Here is a 15,270-nt window from a genome sequence, read left to right on the forward strand (position 1 = left end):
CCAAAGCCTAGCCGGTGACTACTACGATCACGCCCGGTGGTTGCTCGAGAAGTTCGGCACGTCGGGGTTCGACGGGCGCCTGGATCGCCTTGCCCACGGCTTCGGCAGCTTCCTTCTCGCCCGCGGTCTCACCGAAGAACACCGTGGTGCCGGCAACACCTTCCATCGTCAGGTTGCCGGTGTCGGTGACATTCCAGTGCGCCTCGCGCAGCCGGTTGGCCGTGGTCTCGGCCGCACCGGCGACGTCGGAGACGTTGTAGACGCGCACGTCGGCCTTGGCCTCTGGTGCGGGTTCGGCTTTCGCCGAGGTCTTCGCGGTGGTCGTCGTGGTGGTCGTGGCCACGGACGACGACTGATCCGACGAGTCGTCGTCGGAGCCGAGCGCCTGGAAACCGACCAGCAGGAACACCACCCCGAGGAACAACAGCACCATCACCATGGCACGCAGGGGCAACCCGGAGGAGTCTCGCTGATTCATCGCCACCACTGTATCGAGCGAACCGCCCGATCCTTCATTGTGTGACCTTTAGGTGCTGATATCGAAGCCGAGCCGCCGCGCGGCCCGCGCCTTTTGCCGGCTGGCCCGCATCCGCCGCAGCCTCTTGACCAGCATCGGATCTGCCGCCAGCGCCTCGGGGCGGTCTACCAGCGCGTTCAGCACCTGGTAGTAGCGGGTGGCCGACATCGAGAAGAGCTCTTTGATCGCGTCTTCCTTGCTTCCGGCGTACTTCCACCATTGGCGTTCGAAGGCCAAAATATCGTGCTCGCGCCGGGTGAGCCCATCGCTCAGTTCAGAGTCGTCCCCGGATTGCTCAGTCCGCGCCATGGCGCCGTCCATATCGCTCCTTGGACCCTTCCGACACTTGAGAAATGACATCGCTGTGGTTCGGCGATTATTCAACCACGGCTTGCTGGGTCCGGCTGACACATAAACCCGCGAGTCGGGTGAGAAGGATCGCCACTTTAAGCTTCCCCCATGGCCGTCGTACCGATTTGCATCGTCGGGGATCCCGTTCTGCACACGCCGACCGAGCCGGTGCCTGTCGGCCCGGACGGTTCACTCCCCGCAGATCTGCCCGCACTCATCCAGGACATGTTCGACACCATGGACGCCGCGAACGGGGTTGGCTTGGCCGCCAACCAGATCGGCGTGGCCAAGCGGTTGTTCGTCTATGACTGTGCGCCGACCCGCGGCCACACCACCCGCCGTCGCGGCGTGGTCATCAACCCGGTGTTGGAGACCTCCGAGGTCCCCGAGACGATGCCCGACCCCGATGACGACGAGGAGGGCTGCCTGTCCGTGCCGGGCGAGAATTTCCCGACCGGACGGGCCGACTGGGCGCGGGTCACCGGGCTGGACGCCGACGGTTCACCGGTCACTCTGGAGGGCAACGACTTGTTTGCCCGGATGCTGCAGCACGAGACCGGGCACCTCGACGGGTTCCTCTACATCGACCGGCTCGTGGGCCGGTATGCGCGTGCGGCCAAGAAGACCGTCAAGCGCAACGGCTGGGGCGTGCCCGGCCTGTCCTGGATGCCCGGCGAGGTTCCCGACCCCTTCGGGCACTGATGCCGCAATTGCCCGCGCCCGGGTCCCGGGTCAGCCTGCGTTACCGGCTGCCGGCCGGGTCGGCCAAGCCGCTGACCGACGTCATCGGTCACCTGGAACGCGTGGAGCCGACGGTGCTCATCCGCACCAAGGACGGCGAGCTCGTCGACGTCGCGCCTGCCGATGTCGTGAGTGTGCGTGAGCTGTCCCATACCCCGGTGCGCGCCTCGGAGATCCGCGCGCTCGAACACGCCGCGGCACTGGCCTGGCCGGGTGTCGAACAGCAATGGTTGGGAGGTTGGCTGCTGCGCGCCGCGCACGGCGTCACGAGCCGCGCCAATTCGGCTGTCCCGTTGGGTGTGTCGGCACAGATCGCCGACCTGTCCGCGGTGCAGGAGTGGTACCGCGATCGTGATCTGCCGGCCTGGCTGGCCCTGCCCGAGCGGCTGCTGCCGATTCGCACCCCGGGCATCAAACCGGCCCGGGTGATGGTGCGCGCCCTACCCTCTGCCCCGGCCCCGGCCCCGGCCCCGGCCCCGAATGTCACGCCAGGGCAACCGTCGCCGTCGAGCGTCACGCTGGCGCAGCAACCGGACGCGGAGTGGCTGCAGATCTACGAACGCGAGGTCCCCGTCGAGATCCTGACCGCCGTGGTCGACGGCCGGCTCACGTTCGCGACGGTGCCCGGATGCGCGGTCGGCCGCGGTGCGGTGACGACGGCGCCGGATGGCACCTTCTGGCTGGGCATCTCGTCGGTCCGGGTTTCCACGGATGATCGCGGGCAGGGCCACGCCCGGGCGGTGTGTGGGGCGCTGCTGGCCTGGGGTGCCGCCGCCGGCGCCGGGCGGGCGTACGTGCAGGTGGAGGTCGACAACCACGCGGCCATCGCGCTGTACACGTCGCTGGGTTTCCGGTTGCACCACCAAACCCGTTATGTCGCAGCCGACGACGTGGTCACGCCGCGCTGATGCTGCCACCGCCGTCGACCCGGATGATCTGTCCGGTGAGGTAGCCGGCGTCCTCGTCCAGCAACACACAGATGGCGTGGGCGATCTCGCGGGGCTTGCCCACCCGCCCCATCGGAATGGTGCCCAGCATGCGTTGCTCACGTTCTGAACCCTGCGGGCTGCGTTCGCGGTACATCTCGGTCTCGGTCGGGCCGGGGGCGACGGCGTTGACGGTGATGCCGGTCGAGGCGAGCTCACCGGCCCAGATCCGGGTGGCCGTCTCCAGCGCGGCTTTCGCGGCGGCATAGGGCGTGCGTTCGGGGCTGCCCAGCGTGGTCAGGCTGGTGACGTTGACGATGCGGCCCCAGCCGGCGGCCAGCATGCCCGGCAACGCCGCCTGCACCACCTGCACGGCCGTTCGCACGTTGAGGTCATAGGTCTCGAACAGATCGTCCAGCTCGATGCTGCCGATGCGGGCGAAGCGGGCCAGGCCCACGTTGTTCACCACCGCGTCGATCGGCCCGTCGGCCAGCACCGCGGCCAGCGCCGCATCGGTGGCCACGCGATCGCTGAGGTCGACTTCGACGAGCTTTCCGGGAAAATCCGGGGTCGCAGTCCTGGCGAAGCCGATCGGCTCGTGACCGGCTGCGGCCAGCCGCTCGGCGACCGCGCGTCCGATGCCCTTCGAGGCTCCTGTGATCAGTACTCGTCGTGACGTCATCGTGTTTCCTTTCCGTCCTCCGTCTATTACGTAAACGCTTTACTTATCCGCATCTTCCATGCCATTTTGGGTATAGAGGCATGTCAAACATGCATAGCGAGGTGCACGATGCCCACCCTGTTGCAATTGAGGTCATTTCTGGCCGTGGTGGACCAGGGCGGTTTCACCACGGCGGCCCAGCAGCTCAACCTGACCCAGCCGGCGGTCAGCCGCGCCGTGGCAGGCCTGGAGAAAGAGCTCGGCCTGCCACTGCTGCGTCGGCATCGCGACGGGGTCACGCTGACCGCCGCAGGTGAGCGCGCAGCCGAGCATGCCCGGCACGCGGTGAGCCACCTGGAGTTGATGCGCACCGAAGTGGCGGCACTGGCCGGGCAACTCACGGGGACGTTGCGGGTGGCCAGTCTGCCGTTCGCCACCGGCACCATGTTGGCGCCTCGGCTGCGCGCGTTCAGCGACGAGTATCCCGGTGTGACCGTGCATTTGATCGAGGGCAGTGAACCCGAGATCCGGGACTGGTTGGAGCGCGGCGCGGCCGATGTCGGGGTGGTGAGCCTGCCCGCCCCCGGACTGGAGGCGGCCGAGCTCGGGGTCGACGAAATGGTGGCGGTACTGCCGGCCGGGCACCGGCTCGCCGGACTCGACGCGGTGAGTTATGCCGAGCTGGCCGCCGAACCGTTCATCCGGTCGACGGGCGGCTGCGCGGCGGTGTTCACGCCGGTCGCCGCCCAGGTGGGTGTTGAACTCGGCGCCGACTTCGAGGCCCACGAGATGACCGCAGTCATCAACCTGGTGCGGGCGGGACTGGGCGTGAGCATCCTGCCGTCCCCGTCCGGCCCGCATCCCGGAATCGTCGCTCGCCCGCTGATCCCGCGTACCACCAGGACTTTGGCGCTGGCGATCGGCAGGAGCGCCGGACCTGCCGCCCGGGCGTTCCTGGGTCAGGCCGCCGCCCGTAACCTCTAAGCCCATGCGCCTGGCCACTTGGAACGTCAACTCGATCCGAACCCGCGTGGACCGCGTGGTCGACTGGCTGGAGCGGGCCGATGTCGACGTGCTGGCCATGCAGGAAACCAAGTGCACCGACGCCCAGTTCCCGATGATGCCGTTCGCCGCGCTGGGCTACGAGGTCGCCCACGTCGGGCTCAACCAGTGGAATGGCGTGGCCATCGCGTCTCGGGTCGGCCTGGACGACGTCGAGGTGGGGTTCACCGGTCAACCGACCTGGAGCAGCAAGCCTGAAGAGGAGGCCACCGCCGAGGCCCGCGCCCTGGGGGCCACGTGCGGTGGGGTCCGGGTGTGGAGCCTGTACGTGCCCAACGGCCGCACGCTGGCCGACCCGCATTACGCCTACAAGCTGGATTGGCTTGCCGCCCTGCGGGATACCGCCGCGGGGTGGTTGAAGGACGATCCGGAGCAACCCATCGCGCTGGTCGGCGACTGGAACATCGCCCCCAAGGATGAAGACGTCTGGGACATGGCCGCCTTCAACGGCAGCACCCACGTTTCCGCCCCGGAGCGGGCGGCTTTCCAGGCCATGCACGACGCCCAATTCACCGATGTGGTGCGGCCTTTCACAGAAGGCCCCGGGATCTACACCTACTGGGATTACACCCAGCTGGCCTTCCAGAAGCGCCGCGGCATGCGTATCGACTTCATCCTCGGGTCCCCCGGCCTGGCCTCGCGGGTGACCGGCGCCGAGATCGTGAAGGACGAGCGTCGCCCCAAGAAGGGCACCACCGCACCGAGTGACCACGCGCCGGTCGTGGTCGAGCTCGGCTGAGCCATTCAGTTAGGGCGGGACAGCTAACATTGGCCCGACGGGAGGGACCGGATGACCACCAGGTGGAACGCGGTATCCAAATCGCCGACCTTGCCCGTGAACCACGCGCCGGCCGCCGGTCTCACGGCCGCGGACCTGTTCACCCCGCCCAGCGCGCCGACCGTCACTCTCGACGAGAAGCTGCGCCGCGCCTACTTCTGGCTGATCAACAAGGCCGTCATCTCCCCGTTCTACGACGTCGAGTTCGGCTCGGAGACCACGGTCAGCTACCCGCTGGGTGATGCGGGTGCGTCCCTGAGTCTGCCCAAACAGCCGGCTTACTCGTCCAATGTTCTTGTCCCGCTGCTGACTTTCGCCGTCGGTGGGAGGTGCCTGCTGATCGGCGGCCCGGGTCGCGGCAAGACCACCCTGGCGGTGTTGATGGGGGTGCTCGCGGGGTCGGCACCCGCCGATGTGCGCCGCCACGTCCAGCAGGGCCAGCCACAGCTGACGGTGGGTGACCTGGTCGGGATTCCGTTGCCCCGCGACCTGGTGCAGGCCGGCAGCCTGGCCGAGATCACGATCGCCTGGAAGAGCTGGCTGACCGCACCGGTCAAGATCGTCGACGAGTACAACCGGATCCCGACCAAGACCCAATCCGCGCTGCTGACCATGGTGGCCGAGGGATATGTCGAAAGCCACGACCAGATGCACGTCACCACGCCCGAACATGGTGTGCAGAGCTGGTTTTTCACCGCCAACGACGACGGTGGCGGGGGCACCTTTCCGGTGATCCAGGCGCTGCGCGACCGCATCGACGTGACGGTGCAGGCGTTCGGGTTCAACAGCCGGTTCCTCGATGAACTGGTGAGTCGCGTGGAGGCCGGTGACCGGCCGGAGGACAACGTGCCCGGCGAGCTGGTGTTCAGCGCTGCCGAGCAGTCCGCCATGGTCACGGCGATTCGCGCGGTCCCCGTACCGGCCGAGGTGCGCCGGCGCCTGGAGTTCTTCGTCAGTCACTTCGAATTCGTCCAACACGGCGGCCGTCGGTTCGAGTACCGGACCAAAGACGTGGTGGCCACGGCCGGACTTGAGGTGGAGCAGATCATCGACGCCAACTCGGGCGCTGATCTGCAGGTCGATCTCGGTGCTCAGACCGTCAACGGGGTTTCGGTGCGCTCGCTGCAGAACTTGGTGCTCTACGCCAAGGCGCTGGCCTGGTTCCGTGGCAACGGCACCGTCACGCTCGAGGATGTGCGGGCGATGGTTCCGTTCGCGTTGCGCGGCAAGCTGTTACCGAACACCGCTCATCCCCGCTTCGATACCGGGGCCGACCGGGAGCTGGCATCGGATCCGGCGAGCTGGCTGACCGATCTGTTCGACACTTCGTGCCGCGAGTTCGTCGCGCTGGCCCGCGAGCATGAGGACCCGGTGGCCGAGCTGCTTGCCGAGTTCGGCCACGGCCTCGACGGCTTGGATGCACTGGAGGTGTCGCGCCGCCTGACCACGATCGAGTCCCGGATCGCGGCGGTCTCCGGCGTGGGCAAGGTCTACGGCCGGGATTTCGATGATCTGGTGGCGTTGAAGTATCTCCACCAACGCTATTCGAACTATCTGCATTGGCTGGAGAGCGGCCGGTGATTGCCCGGGCGTATCACCAGGTCAACCTCGATCAACCCGTGCCGGCTGTTGAGCTTCCCGCGATGGACGGGCTCGACCTGGCCCTGTCGGCGGACAACGTCGCACGCTTCGGCGGGGATCCACGCCGGTACTGCCATGCGCTGCACGGTATCTCGTTGCCACCCGAGACGATGGTCAGCGTCGCGGCGGTCGCCGCGTGGCGGGCCGGGGTGCTCGGGATCCGTGCCGACGCCTTGTCCCGCTTACAGCTGCTGCCGATCGATGTCGCGGCCTCGGTGCTCGGGCTGCCGGTCGACGCGGTTGTCCCCTTCACCAATGGGCAGGCGGTGGATCGCTTCTACTGGCCGTTGCGTCCACCGGGCCAGCTGATCGCCCGGGTCGGCGGCTTCACCGGCTTGGGCGGCAGGTGGGACCACCCGCCTACCGCTCCCGCACCGTGCGGGCCGGGCCGGTGGACGGTGGATGTCGGCCCACGGCGCTGGCAGATCGACGCCGACGTGTTCGGCCATGTGGTGACCTCCACGCCCGCCGACCACGTCCCGGGCGACGGCACCCGAACCGCACAGTTGGTCGTGCGGCCCACCTCTTATCTGGCCGAGATCTGGCCGGCATGACCGGGCGGGCGCCGACCGAGGCCGAGCTGGTGGCCTGGCACGCCGCGCTGGATCTGTGGGGCGTGCAGCTGCACCCGCCGAACATGGTGTCCGACAGCGCAACCGGCACGTTCGCCTGGTTCACGTTCCCACCGGCGATCTCGATCGACACCGCCGAACTGGCCCGGGTCGGGGCGCAGCGCCATCTGGTCAGCGTCTTCGCTCACGAGATCGGGCATCACGTCCTGTCCCCCAGCACCCGCATCGTGTCGTTCAAACTGACACAGCAGATGGCCCGGGCGATCGTGGCGAGCGATCCGCGCCGAGCCATCCCCGTCACCGGCACGGCTCGCCACCTGTCCAATCTGTGGTCGGACCTGCTGATCAACGACCGGGTGGTGCGGATGCAGCGCCGCCTGCACCCGGGCACCGAACCGGACATGATCGCGTTGTGGCGCACGTTGACCGACCGGGAGTCGACGACCCACGCAGCCTGGTGGGTTTTGATGCGGGCCTACGAGCTGTTGTGGTCGCTGCCGTCGAACACGTTGTGTGCCGATGACCCTCCTGCGGTACCGGAATCGGCGCGGCAGGCGGCCCGGGCCCGCCAGCAGATCGACCCGGCCACGCTCGACGTGTCGACGGTTCGCGAGGACCTGCGGGAGAAGGAACGCATCCACCGGGCGGCGGCCCTGCGGGTGCGCGCCCTACAGGATGAGCTGCTGCTCAGCCAGCCGGTGCAACCGATCGCCGATGCCGAATACGTGGCACAAGCGGTCCGGACCTTCGCCGCCGATCCGGTGGGCGGGGCACTGACTTTCGGCATGGTCATGGTGCCCTATCTGGTGCTGGAATCCATGTTGTCGGCAGACGCTCGCCTGCCGCACGGAGGGTGCGCCGAACAGGACGGATCGCCGGCCACCGCAGCCGAACTCTCCGAGGTGCTGTCCGATCCGCGGCTCGACGAGCCGCCCGTGCACCCGGCGGCGGCCGCCGTCGAAACCACCGAACCGGGTCAGGCGCCGAACCAAAGTTACGGCATCGCAGAGACTTTGGATCTATTCGCCGGATCCGATCCCGATGCGGTGATGCTGGCCTGGTACGAGGCGCAGGCCCGGCCGTGGATCCGCCCGCTGCTGCAGTCCGGCCGCGGTGTGGCCGCTCAGGGGATTCCCGGCCCGCTTCAGACCTGGGAACTTGGTGACGATGCCACCGAGTTGGACTGGCCGGCCACTCTGGCCGCCAACCCGGTGGTGGTGCCCGGGGTGACGACACGTCGTCGTACCCAGCTGCCAGACGACCCGGTCGTCACCACCGAAGCGGTGACATTGGATCTCTACATCGACTCGTCCGGCTCGATGCCGCGTCCCGCCCACGGCTCCCCGGCGGTCCTGGCCGGCATGATTCTCGCTCTGTCGGTCCTCAAAGGTGGTGGGCGCGTGCGGGTCACGTCATGGTCGGGCCCGGGCCAGGTGGCCGGTGACAGCGTATACACCCGCGACCGGTCGGAGATCATGCGCCAACTGACGACGTTCTTCAGCGGTGGCACGGTGTTTCCTCTCGATCTACTGGCACACCGGTACCCGCCCGGCAACCATCGCTCCGACGAACTCCGTCACCTCGTGGTGCTCTCCGATGACGGTTTGCAGTCGCTGTTCGGCGCGGGCCAGCCGGAGTACGCGACAGTGGCCGCCACGGTGCGGCGGCAACTCGATACCGCCACCTTGCTCGTGCAGGACCGGCGTCGGTCGGTGGCCGCGCCCGCCGCCGAGGCCGGCTACGACGTCGACTATCTGGATCACATGTCGGACGCCCCGGCGGTGTGCGCGAGGTTGGCCGCCCGCATCGCGGCATATCGGCGGGAGGTGGTGCGTGGCTGACGAACTGGCGAACTGGTTCACCGAGGAGTTGGACGAGCAGGCGGTGTGGTCGGGCCTGGGGCCCGGCCCCGCGGTGGATGAAGTCGCAGCACGCCTGGCCAGCACGCCGCAGCCGTTTCTCGCCGACACCGTCGACGTGGTGGCACTGGCCTGCGACGTGTTCAACCACACCGGTTGTGCGGCCGCCGCCCAGCGGATCGCCGAGCGGGGATCACCCGAGTCCCGGCGCGGCGCGGCGATCGGGTTGTGGTTGTTCGCCAGCGCCGAGCTCATCGGTCCGTTCACCGCACCGCTCGACGAACGCAAAGCAGCGCCGGCACTGTTGGCGTTGGCTTTTCGAGTGGCTCCCCTGGTCGACCCCGGCCGCTGGCTCAGCGATTCGGAGCGCCGGGACGAGGCGGTGCGCACGTTCCTGCTCTGGGACGGTCTGCTGCCGCATGGTGAGGACGTCACCCAGGCCCGGTCGTTGTTCGAGATGCGCGATTCAGTGCGGCGCGAAGGCGCGCTGGCCCAGGCGCTGGCCGATCACGAACATCGCATGGCGGTGCAACGGCGCCTGGCCGACGCCAGGGCCAAAGAAGCGGCGGCACGGTACAACAGTGAGTGACGATCCGCTGCGGCTCGACGACTACGTACCGTTCGGCCAGGTGGCGCTGACCGACGAGCAGCGCTGGCCCGGGCTGTCGGCCTCTGGTCGTGCGCGACTGGCCGCCCTGGAACAGCATCGTCATGCACCGGCGTGGTGCCACCGCGCCGGCCACCGGCTCACCCCGGACCAACAGCGGCAAGCCACCCGGCAACTGCCGCTTGATGACTGGCTGCCACGGCATCTCGCACTGGCCCGCACCCTGCCGGCCTACCGACGGCACCCGGGCCCGCTGGAAACCCTCACTGACTTCCCGCTGATCGGCCGAGAAGATCTGGTCGACGACATCGCGGCGTTCGTCCCGCCAGGCGCGGACCTGAGCCGGATGCTGCACGGTACGAGTTCTGGCAGCACCGGGGCCGCGTTGGTGATGCCGGACGATCCTGACGAGTTGGCCCGCGGATTTCACTGGTTGCGCGGACTGGTGGGCTCCCACTGGGAACCGGTGGGGCATCGAGTGGCGTTGGTGCAGACGGTGTTTCAGCGTCAGGCATTCACCTATACCTCGGTGGTCCCCGGCTTCGGCGAAGCCCTGATGGCACGGCTGAACCTGCACCCGGCCGCCTGGGCGGGCGGCGGTAGGCAGCGCGACGCATATCTGCGGGACACCGATCCGCAGGTGATCAGCGGCACGCCCACCTCATTGGAGGTGCTGCTCGAACCCGGGTTGGCCGCCGCATTGCGGCCGCTCGCGCTCATCTCCGGGGCGATGACGCTGACCGCACCGCTGCGCCAGGCTCTCGAGGCGGCCTACGACTGCCCGGTTCTGGACATCTACGGCCTGCACGAAACCCGGCCGATCGCGGTCAGCGACGACGGCGGTCCGTTTGTGGTGGCGAGCCGCCGTGTGCATGTCGAAGTGCTGGCGGACGAGATCGTGGTGACGTGCGGGGAGAACCAGTTTCTGCCGCTGGTGCGCTACCGCACTGGCGACTATGCACGGCTGGTGAGCTATCGGGGCCGACCGGCCCTGGCTGATCTGGAAGGCAGGCAGGCAACGGTTTTCGTGTCCGCGACGGGCGACGCGGTGCCGTGCGTCGACCTCACTCAGCAGCTGCAGGCCGCGGGTGCGCGCGGGTGGAGCGTCAACCAGGACCTGCAGGGCCGTGTCGCGGCGGTGATCGCCTCCGGCGACCGGCAGCGGGTGATCGAGGCGCTGACCCTGCTGCTGGGACGCGCCGTCGAAGTCACCCGGGTGCCGACGCTGGCCGATCTGGGGCCCGGCAAGCCGCGTCGCTACTCGTGCGCTACCGCGCTGACGCGACGATGATCTCCACAGCTTCTGCGACGCTGTCGGTGCAATGCAGCAGGTCGAGGTCCGACTCGGAGATCTTGCCGTCGGACAGCACGGTGTGGCGGAGCCAGCCGACCAGGCCCGACCAGTAGTCGACACCGAGCAGGATGATCGGAAACTGGGTGACCTTGTGGGTCTGCACCAGCGTCAGCGCCTCGAACAGTTCGTCGAGGGTGCCGAATCCGCCCGGCAGGCATACGAATGCCTGCGCATATTTGACGAACATGGTCTTGCGGACGAAGAAGTAGCGGAAGTTGATGCCGAGGTCCACCCAGTGATTGAGGCGCTGCTCGAAGGGCAGTTCGATGCCGAGTCCGACGGAATAGCCGCCGGACTCACTGGCCCCGCGGTTGGCGGCCTCCATCGCGCCGGGACCGCCGCCGGTGATCACCGCATAACCGGCCCGCACCAGCGCGATGCCGAGTTCCTCGCCCAGCCGGTACTCCGGCGAATGCGGAACCGTGCGGGCCGATCCGAAAACTGTCACCGCCCTGGGCATTTCAGATAGGGCATCGAAGCCGTCGACGAACTCGCCCTGGATGCGCATCACCCGCCACGGGTCGGTGTGCACCCAGTCAGAGGGTCCGCGCCGGTCCAGCAGCCGCTGGTCGGCGGTCGTGGTGGCGCAGCGGTCGCGCCGCAGTTGCACCGCACCTCGGATCTGAGGCTGGCTGTCGTCGTCGTCCGTCATGCGGGCTTGACGCCGACGGTGATGACGTCGGAGATCGGCGTCCAGATCGGTCGGCGTACCCGGTGCTGCTCGACGACGGTCAATCCGGCCGCCTCGAACAGCGCACGCATCTCCTTCTCCGTGGGGCTGTGCGCGGGCGCACCCAGATCGGCCGACAGCGCGTGCAGCGGCAGGAAGGTACGGCGGGGACTCATCGTCGTCACCGCCACCATCCCCCCGGGCGCCAACACTCGATGGAACTCCGCGAGCGCGGCGGGCTGGTCGAAGAAGTGGAACGCCGATGTGGTGACCACCGCGTCCAGGAAACCGTCTTGGAACGGCAGTTGCTCGGCGGGTGCCGACTTCCACCGCACATCGCCCGAGCGCTTGCGAGCCTGGGCGAGCATGCCGTCGGACATGTCCAGGCCGTACACCTCATCGGGTCGCAGTTCGCGCTGGATACGGTCGGCCAGGATGCCGGTGCCGCAGGCGATGTCGGCGATCGAACGGGCACCGCGCTCCTGCAGTTGGGCGATCACCTCGTCCTGTGCGGGCCGGTACACCCACCGCTGGAGGCAGCCCTGGTCGTAGGCCGGCGCGGCGAAACTCCAGAAGCTCGTGACGGCGTCGTTGAACCCGCGGCGTTGAGTGGTGGTCACGGGGACGAGTGTAGGTCGGCTACGACGGCGCCTCGGCGCAGTAGACCCGCGCCGGCTCGGGGAAGGCCACCGCGTGTGAGCCGGAATCGCAGACGGCGGTGTCGGTTGAACCGTCAACCCGCTTGACGATCTTGATGACAGCGTCCGGGTCGGAGCATTCCACCGCGGTGATGAGCTTGTCCTCGATGTCGAAGCACTTGCCTTCCTCGAGGACCGGGATGAAGCAAAAGGTGCGGGAGTCGTCCATCAGCACGTTGTAGTCAGAGTCGGCCCGTTTGCCGTCCGGGCATGTCGCGGCTCCGCCACCTTTGGACACCAACTCGTAGATGGCGTCGGGGTCGCTGCAGTCGGTCGGGGTGAGATCGCTGCCCGCCGCGGCGTACTGAGCGCCGGTGAGGCACTCCCCCACCGCCAAGTCACCGGCGTCCCCGGACTTCGAGGACCCGGAACTTGAGCTCGTGCTCGGCACTGAGCTCGTGCTCGACGCCGAGCTGGAACTCGACTCCGACGTGCCGGACGCGGCCCGGCCGGCAATTCCAATCAGGCCGAGCACCAGCAGAACCGCACCGATCACGATCATCGCGGTACCCGATTTCTTGGGTGGCGCGCCGTAAGCCTGTGGCGGGGCCGGCGGGTAGCCGGGCTGCTGCGAATACCCCGGCTGCGCGTAGCCGGGCTGTGGATAGCCCTGTTGTGGATAGCCCTGTGGTGGATAGCCGGGCGGCGGATAGCCCTGCCCGTACCCGGGGTAGCTCGGTGGATACCCGGGCGGGCCGGTTGGCTTCGACTGGGAACGCCGGATCAGGCCGAGGATGAGCAGCAGCAGTCCCAGCCCGGGGATGAGTAGCATGCCGATGACGCGGCCCGCGGATTCTGCGGCGCTTCCGGCGGCGGCCAGTGTCTGGACGACCATGGCGGCGAGTATCCCACCCACGAGGCAACCAGATATCGGTTTGCTCAACGGGCGGTCAGGCCTCGTTGTCGGCTCCCGCCTCGGTGCCGTAGCGGCCCGCACTGAACATCGAGGCCACCGCACCGATCACCATCATCACCGCCGCCGCGGTGAACACCACCGTCAGCCCGGAATGGAACGGCTCGGTGATCAGCTGCGGGAAGAACGTCTGCCCGGTGATCACGTCGGCGTTGACGCCGGGCTGGTGCAATGCGTCGTAGGGTGCGAGGAGTTCGGCCATGGGGTTGTAGCCGAGGAAGGCCGCGAACAGGCTGCCAACCGGCGGCAGGTTGGCCACATCGTGGGCCACCGAGGCCGAAACACCTTGCTGGGTCAGGCCGGTGGTCAATGCCGACGGCAGGGTGTTGGCCAGCCCGACGATCATCAGTGAGAAGAAGATGCCGATCGACAGTGAATTGCCCGCGTTGAAGAACGTGGACCGCACACCCGAGGCCGCGCCGCGCTGATCGGCCGGCACGCTCGACATGATGGCCGCGGTGTTGGGGGCGGTGAAGATGCCGCCGCCCAAACCGTTGAGGAACACCAGGACGGCGAACACCCAGTAGTCGAAGTTGACCGGGATGAGCAGCAACGCCACGAAGGTGGCCGCCATCAGCAGCATGCCGCCGACGGTCAACGGTCGCGCGCCGATGCGGTCGGAGAGAGCTCCGGCGATCGGTGCGGCGACCAGGAACCCCACGGTGACCGGCAACAGGTAGATGCCGGCCCACAGCGGGGTGGATTCGAAGCTGTAGCCGTGCAGGGGCAACCAGATGCCCTGCAACCAGATGATCAGCATGAACTGCAGCCCGCCGCGGCCCACCGAGGACATCAGTCCGGCCAGGTTTCCCATGCCGAACGCGGCCGACTTGAACAACCGGATGTCGACCATCGGCGAGGGCACCTTCAACTCGACGATGCAGAAGGCCACCAGCAACAACAGGCCGACCGCGATGGAGCCCAGCACCCACGGGCTGGTCCAGCCGGTGGTCGAGTCGCCGTAGGGCTGGATGCCGTAGGTGATGCCGATCAGCAGCACGGTCAGGCCCAAGCCGAAGGTGAGCGTGCCGGCCCAGTCGAGCCGTCCGGCGGTGCGGACGCCGAGTTCTTTGAGCGAGCGGTAGCTCCAGATGGTGCCGATGACGCCGATCGGCACACCCACCCAGAAGACGGCCTTCCAGTGCCATTCGGACAGAAAGCCGCCGATCAGCAGGCCGAGGAACGATCCGGCGACGGCAGCCACCATGTTCGTGCCCAGCGCCATGCCGCGCTGGTTGGCGGGGAAGGCGTCGGTGAGGATCGCCGACGACGACGCCATCAGCATGGCGCCGCCGACACCCTGGATGACGCGCCAGCCGATCAGCCAGACCGCGCCGCCGCCGAGCTGGAACGGGTCGAACGACAGGGCGATCGCAGCCACGGTGAAGACCACGAAACCGAGGTTGTAGATGCGGACGCGGCCGTACATGTCACCGAGACGCCCGAACGGGACGACGAGCACCGCGGTCACCACCAGGTAACCCATCAGCATCCACAGCAGGTAGCTGACGTTGCCGGGGGCGAGCGGGTTGAGCCCGATGCCCCGGAAGATCGCCGGCAGTGAGATCAGCACGATCGAGGCGTTGATCGAGGCCAGCAGGATGCCCAACGTGGTGTTGGACAGTACGACCCACTTGTAGAAGGGGTGGTCGTGGTCCATCCGCTTGCGCCGGTCGGCGGTCGCGGCCTGGGCAGCGTCGACGTCGCCGGCTGCCTTCGTGATCTCAGTCGTCATACCGTCTTCGCTCTGGTTGCCATCGAGGGGCGCTGAGGCCCAACATGTTCAAAACGCATATATTAGCTATGCAAATCAAGCCGGGGCAACTCCTGAACGCCGATATCGACGCTGGGGTCACCGACCCGCGCGAACCGCCGCCGTGACGTCGAAAACCACGCCATCCGGTTCCCTCCGCCCCGGCC

General features: G+C 67.9%; 16 protein-coding genes. 9 read left to right on the plus strand and 7 right to left on the minus strand.

Annotated features, from left to right (window positions below):
- Positions 1-7: 7 nt before the first annotated feature.
- Together K6L26_RS27405 and K6L26_RS27410 are read right to left on the minus strand one after the other, a co-directional pair.
- Positions 8-478 (minus strand): LytR C-terminal domain-containing protein, encoded by a 471-nt coding sequence (locus K6L26_RS27405; RefSeq protein ID WP_019345783.1) that lies wholly within the window; start codon positions 476-478, stop codon positions 8-10.
- A gap of 48 nt (positions 479-526) precedes the next feature.
- Complete coding sequence (locus tag K6L26_RS27410; protein WP_019345782.1) at positions 527-838, minus strand: nucleoid-associated protein NapA; 312 nt, start codon at positions 836-838, stop codon at positions 527-529.
- Between the two features lie 138 nt (positions 839-976).
- Between K6L26_RS27410 and K6L26_RS27415 the strand changes: the two genes are divergently transcribed.
- Both K6L26_RS27415 and K6L26_RS27420 read left to right on the plus strand, forming a co-directional pair.
- Complete coding sequence (locus tag K6L26_RS27415; RefSeq protein WP_019345781.1) at positions 977-1,570, plus strand: peptide deformylase; 594 nt, start codon at positions 977-979, stop codon at positions 1,568-1,570.
- Complete coding sequence (locus K6L26_RS27420; RefSeq protein ID WP_221852162.1) at positions 1,570-2,517, plus strand: N-acetylglutamate synthase, CG3035 family; 948 nt, start codon at positions 1,570-1,572, stop codon at positions 2,515-2,517. Before K6L26_RS27415 ends, K6L26_RS27420 begins: the two co-directional genes overlap by 1 nt.
- On the opposite strand, the gene K6L26_RS27425 is transcribed toward K6L26_RS27420, so the two are convergent.
- Positions 2,504-3,217 (minus strand): SDR family oxidoreductase, encoded by a 714-nt coding sequence (locus K6L26_RS27425; RefSeq protein ID WP_221852163.1) that lies wholly within the window; start codon positions 3,215-3,217, stop codon positions 2,504-2,506. The genes K6L26_RS27420 and K6L26_RS27425 overlap by 14 nt on opposite strands.
- Positions 3,218-3,325: 108 nt before the next feature.
- Between K6L26_RS27425 and K6L26_RS27430 the strand changes: the two genes are divergently transcribed.
- From K6L26_RS27430 to K6L26_RS27460, 7 genes are read left to right on the plus strand one after another with little or no spacing between them, the layout of a single operon-like run.
- Positions 3,326-4,180, plus strand: coding sequence for a LysR family transcriptional regulator (locus K6L26_RS27430; protein WP_221852165.1), 855 nt, complete (start codon positions 3,326-3,328; stop codon positions 4,178-4,180).
- Between the two features lie 4 nt (positions 4,181-4,184).
- Positions 4,185-4,997 carry an exodeoxyribonuclease III gene (locus K6L26_RS27435; protein ID WP_019345256.1) on the plus strand — a complete coding sequence of 271 codons (813 nt, stop codon included), beginning with the start codon at positions 4,185-4,187 and terminating at the stop codon, positions 4,995-4,997.
- Positions 4,998-5,048: 51 nt separating this feature from the next.
- Complete coding sequence (locus K6L26_RS27440) at positions 5,049-6,617, plus strand: AAA family ATPase (protein ID WP_221852167.1); 1,569 nt, start codon at positions 5,049-5,051, stop codon at positions 6,615-6,617.
- Positions 6,614-7,231: a hypothetical protein gene (locus K6L26_RS27445; RefSeq protein WP_221852169.1), complete on the plus strand. Its 618-nt coding sequence runs from the start codon at positions 6,614-6,616 to the stop codon at positions 7,229-7,231. The genes K6L26_RS27440 and K6L26_RS27445 overlap by 4 nt, the downstream gene beginning before the upstream one ends.
- Positions 7,228-9,090, plus strand: coding sequence for a hypothetical protein (locus K6L26_RS27450; protein ID WP_221852171.1), 1,863 nt, complete (start codon positions 7,228-7,230; stop codon positions 9,088-9,090). Before K6L26_RS27445 ends, K6L26_RS27450 begins: the two co-directional genes overlap by 4 nt.
- Positions 9,083-9,697: a hypothetical protein gene (locus tag K6L26_RS27455; protein WP_221852173.1), complete on the plus strand. Its 615-nt coding sequence runs from the start codon at positions 9,083-9,085 to the stop codon at positions 9,695-9,697. The genes K6L26_RS27450 and K6L26_RS27455 overlap by 8 nt, the downstream gene beginning before the upstream one ends.
- The gene (locus K6L26_RS27460) at positions 9,690-11,006 is read left to right on the plus strand and encodes a phenylacetate--CoA ligase family protein (RefSeq protein WP_221852174.1); all 1,317 of its coding nucleotides are present in this window, start codon (positions 9,690-9,692) and stop codon (positions 11,004-11,006) included. Before K6L26_RS27455 ends, K6L26_RS27460 begins: the two co-directional genes overlap by 8 nt.
- Here K6L26_RS27460 and K6L26_RS27465 read toward each other — a convergent pair.
- From K6L26_RS27465 to K6L26_RS27480, 4 genes are read right to left on the minus strand one after another with little or no spacing between them, the layout of a single operon-like run.
- A complete protein-coding gene (locus K6L26_RS27465; RefSeq protein ID WP_221852176.1) occupies positions 10,984-11,721 on the minus strand; it encodes an LOG family protein in 738 nt (245 codons plus the stop codon). The genes K6L26_RS27460 and K6L26_RS27465 overlap by 23 nt on opposite strands.
- On the minus strand, positions 11,718-12,359 hold the full coding sequence (locus tag K6L26_RS27470; protein WP_036389406.1) for a class I SAM-dependent methyltransferase: 642 nt from the start codon (positions 12,357-12,359) through the stop codon (positions 11,718-11,720). Before K6L26_RS27470 ends, K6L26_RS27465 begins: the two co-directional genes overlap by 4 nt.
- Positions 12,360-12,378: 19 nt before the next feature.
- Positions 12,379-13,272 carry an LppU/SCO3897 family protein gene (locus tag K6L26_RS27475; protein ID WP_221852178.1) on the minus strand — a complete coding sequence of 298 codons (894 nt, stop codon included), beginning with the start codon at positions 13,270-13,272 and terminating at the stop codon, positions 12,379-12,381.
- Between the two features lie 55 nt (positions 13,273-13,327).
- Positions 13,328-15,085, minus strand: coding sequence for an MFS transporter (locus K6L26_RS27480; RefSeq protein WP_174551610.1), 1,758 nt, complete (start codon positions 15,083-15,085; stop codon positions 13,328-13,330).
- Between the last annotated feature and the right edge of the window lie 185 nt (positions 15,086-15,270).

It is taken from the genome of Mycobacterium farcinogenes, from assembly GCF_019739075.1.
Taxonomy (GTDB): Bacteria; Actinomycetota; Actinomycetes; order Mycobacteriales; family Mycobacteriaceae; genus Mycobacterium; species Mycobacterium senegalense.

Coding starts and splice junctions, on each gene's coding strand:
- K6L26_RS27405 (WP_019345783.1), bottom strand. CDS start 478: ATGAATCAGCGAGACTCCTCCGGGTTGCCCCTGCGTGCCATGGTGATG.
- K6L26_RS27410 (WP_019345782.1), bottom strand. CDS start 838: ATGGACGGCGCCATGGCGCGGACTGAGCAATCCGGGGACGACTCTGAA.
- K6L26_RS27415 (WP_019345781.1), top strand. CDS start 977: ATGGCCGTCGTACCGATTTGCATCGTCGGGGATCCCGTTCTGCACACG.
- K6L26_RS27420 (WP_221852162.1), top strand. CDS start 1,570: ATGCCGCAATTGCCCGCGCCCGGGTCCCGGGTCAGCCTGCGTTACCGG.
- K6L26_RS27425 (WP_221852163.1), bottom strand. CDS start 3,217: ATGACGTCACGACGAGTACTGATCACAGGAGCCTCGAAGGGCATCGGA.
- K6L26_RS27430 (WP_221852165.1), top strand. CDS start 3,326: ATGCCCACCCTGTTGCAATTGAGGTCATTTCTGGCCGTGGTGGACCAG.
- K6L26_RS27435 (WP_019345256.1), top strand. CDS start 4,185: ATGCGCCTGGCCACTTGGAACGTCAACTCGATCCGAACCCGCGTGGAC.
- K6L26_RS27440 (WP_221852167.1), top strand. CDS start 5,049: ATGACCACCAGGTGGAACGCGGTATCCAAATCGCCGACCTTGCCCGTG.
- K6L26_RS27450 (WP_221852171.1), top strand. CDS start 7,228: ATGACCGGGCGGGCGCCGACCGAGGCCGAGCTGGTGGCCTGGCACGCC.
- K6L26_RS27465 (WP_221852176.1), bottom strand. CDS start 11,721: ATGACGGACGACGACGACAGCCAGCCTCAGATCCGAGGTGCGGTGCAA.
- K6L26_RS27475 (WP_221852178.1), bottom strand. CDS start 13,272: ATGGTCGTCCAGACACTGGCCGCCGCCGGAAGCGCCGCAGAATCCGCG.
- K6L26_RS27480 (WP_174551610.1), bottom strand. CDS start 15,085: ATGACGACTGAGATCACGAAGGCAGCCGGCGACGTCGACGCTGCCCAG.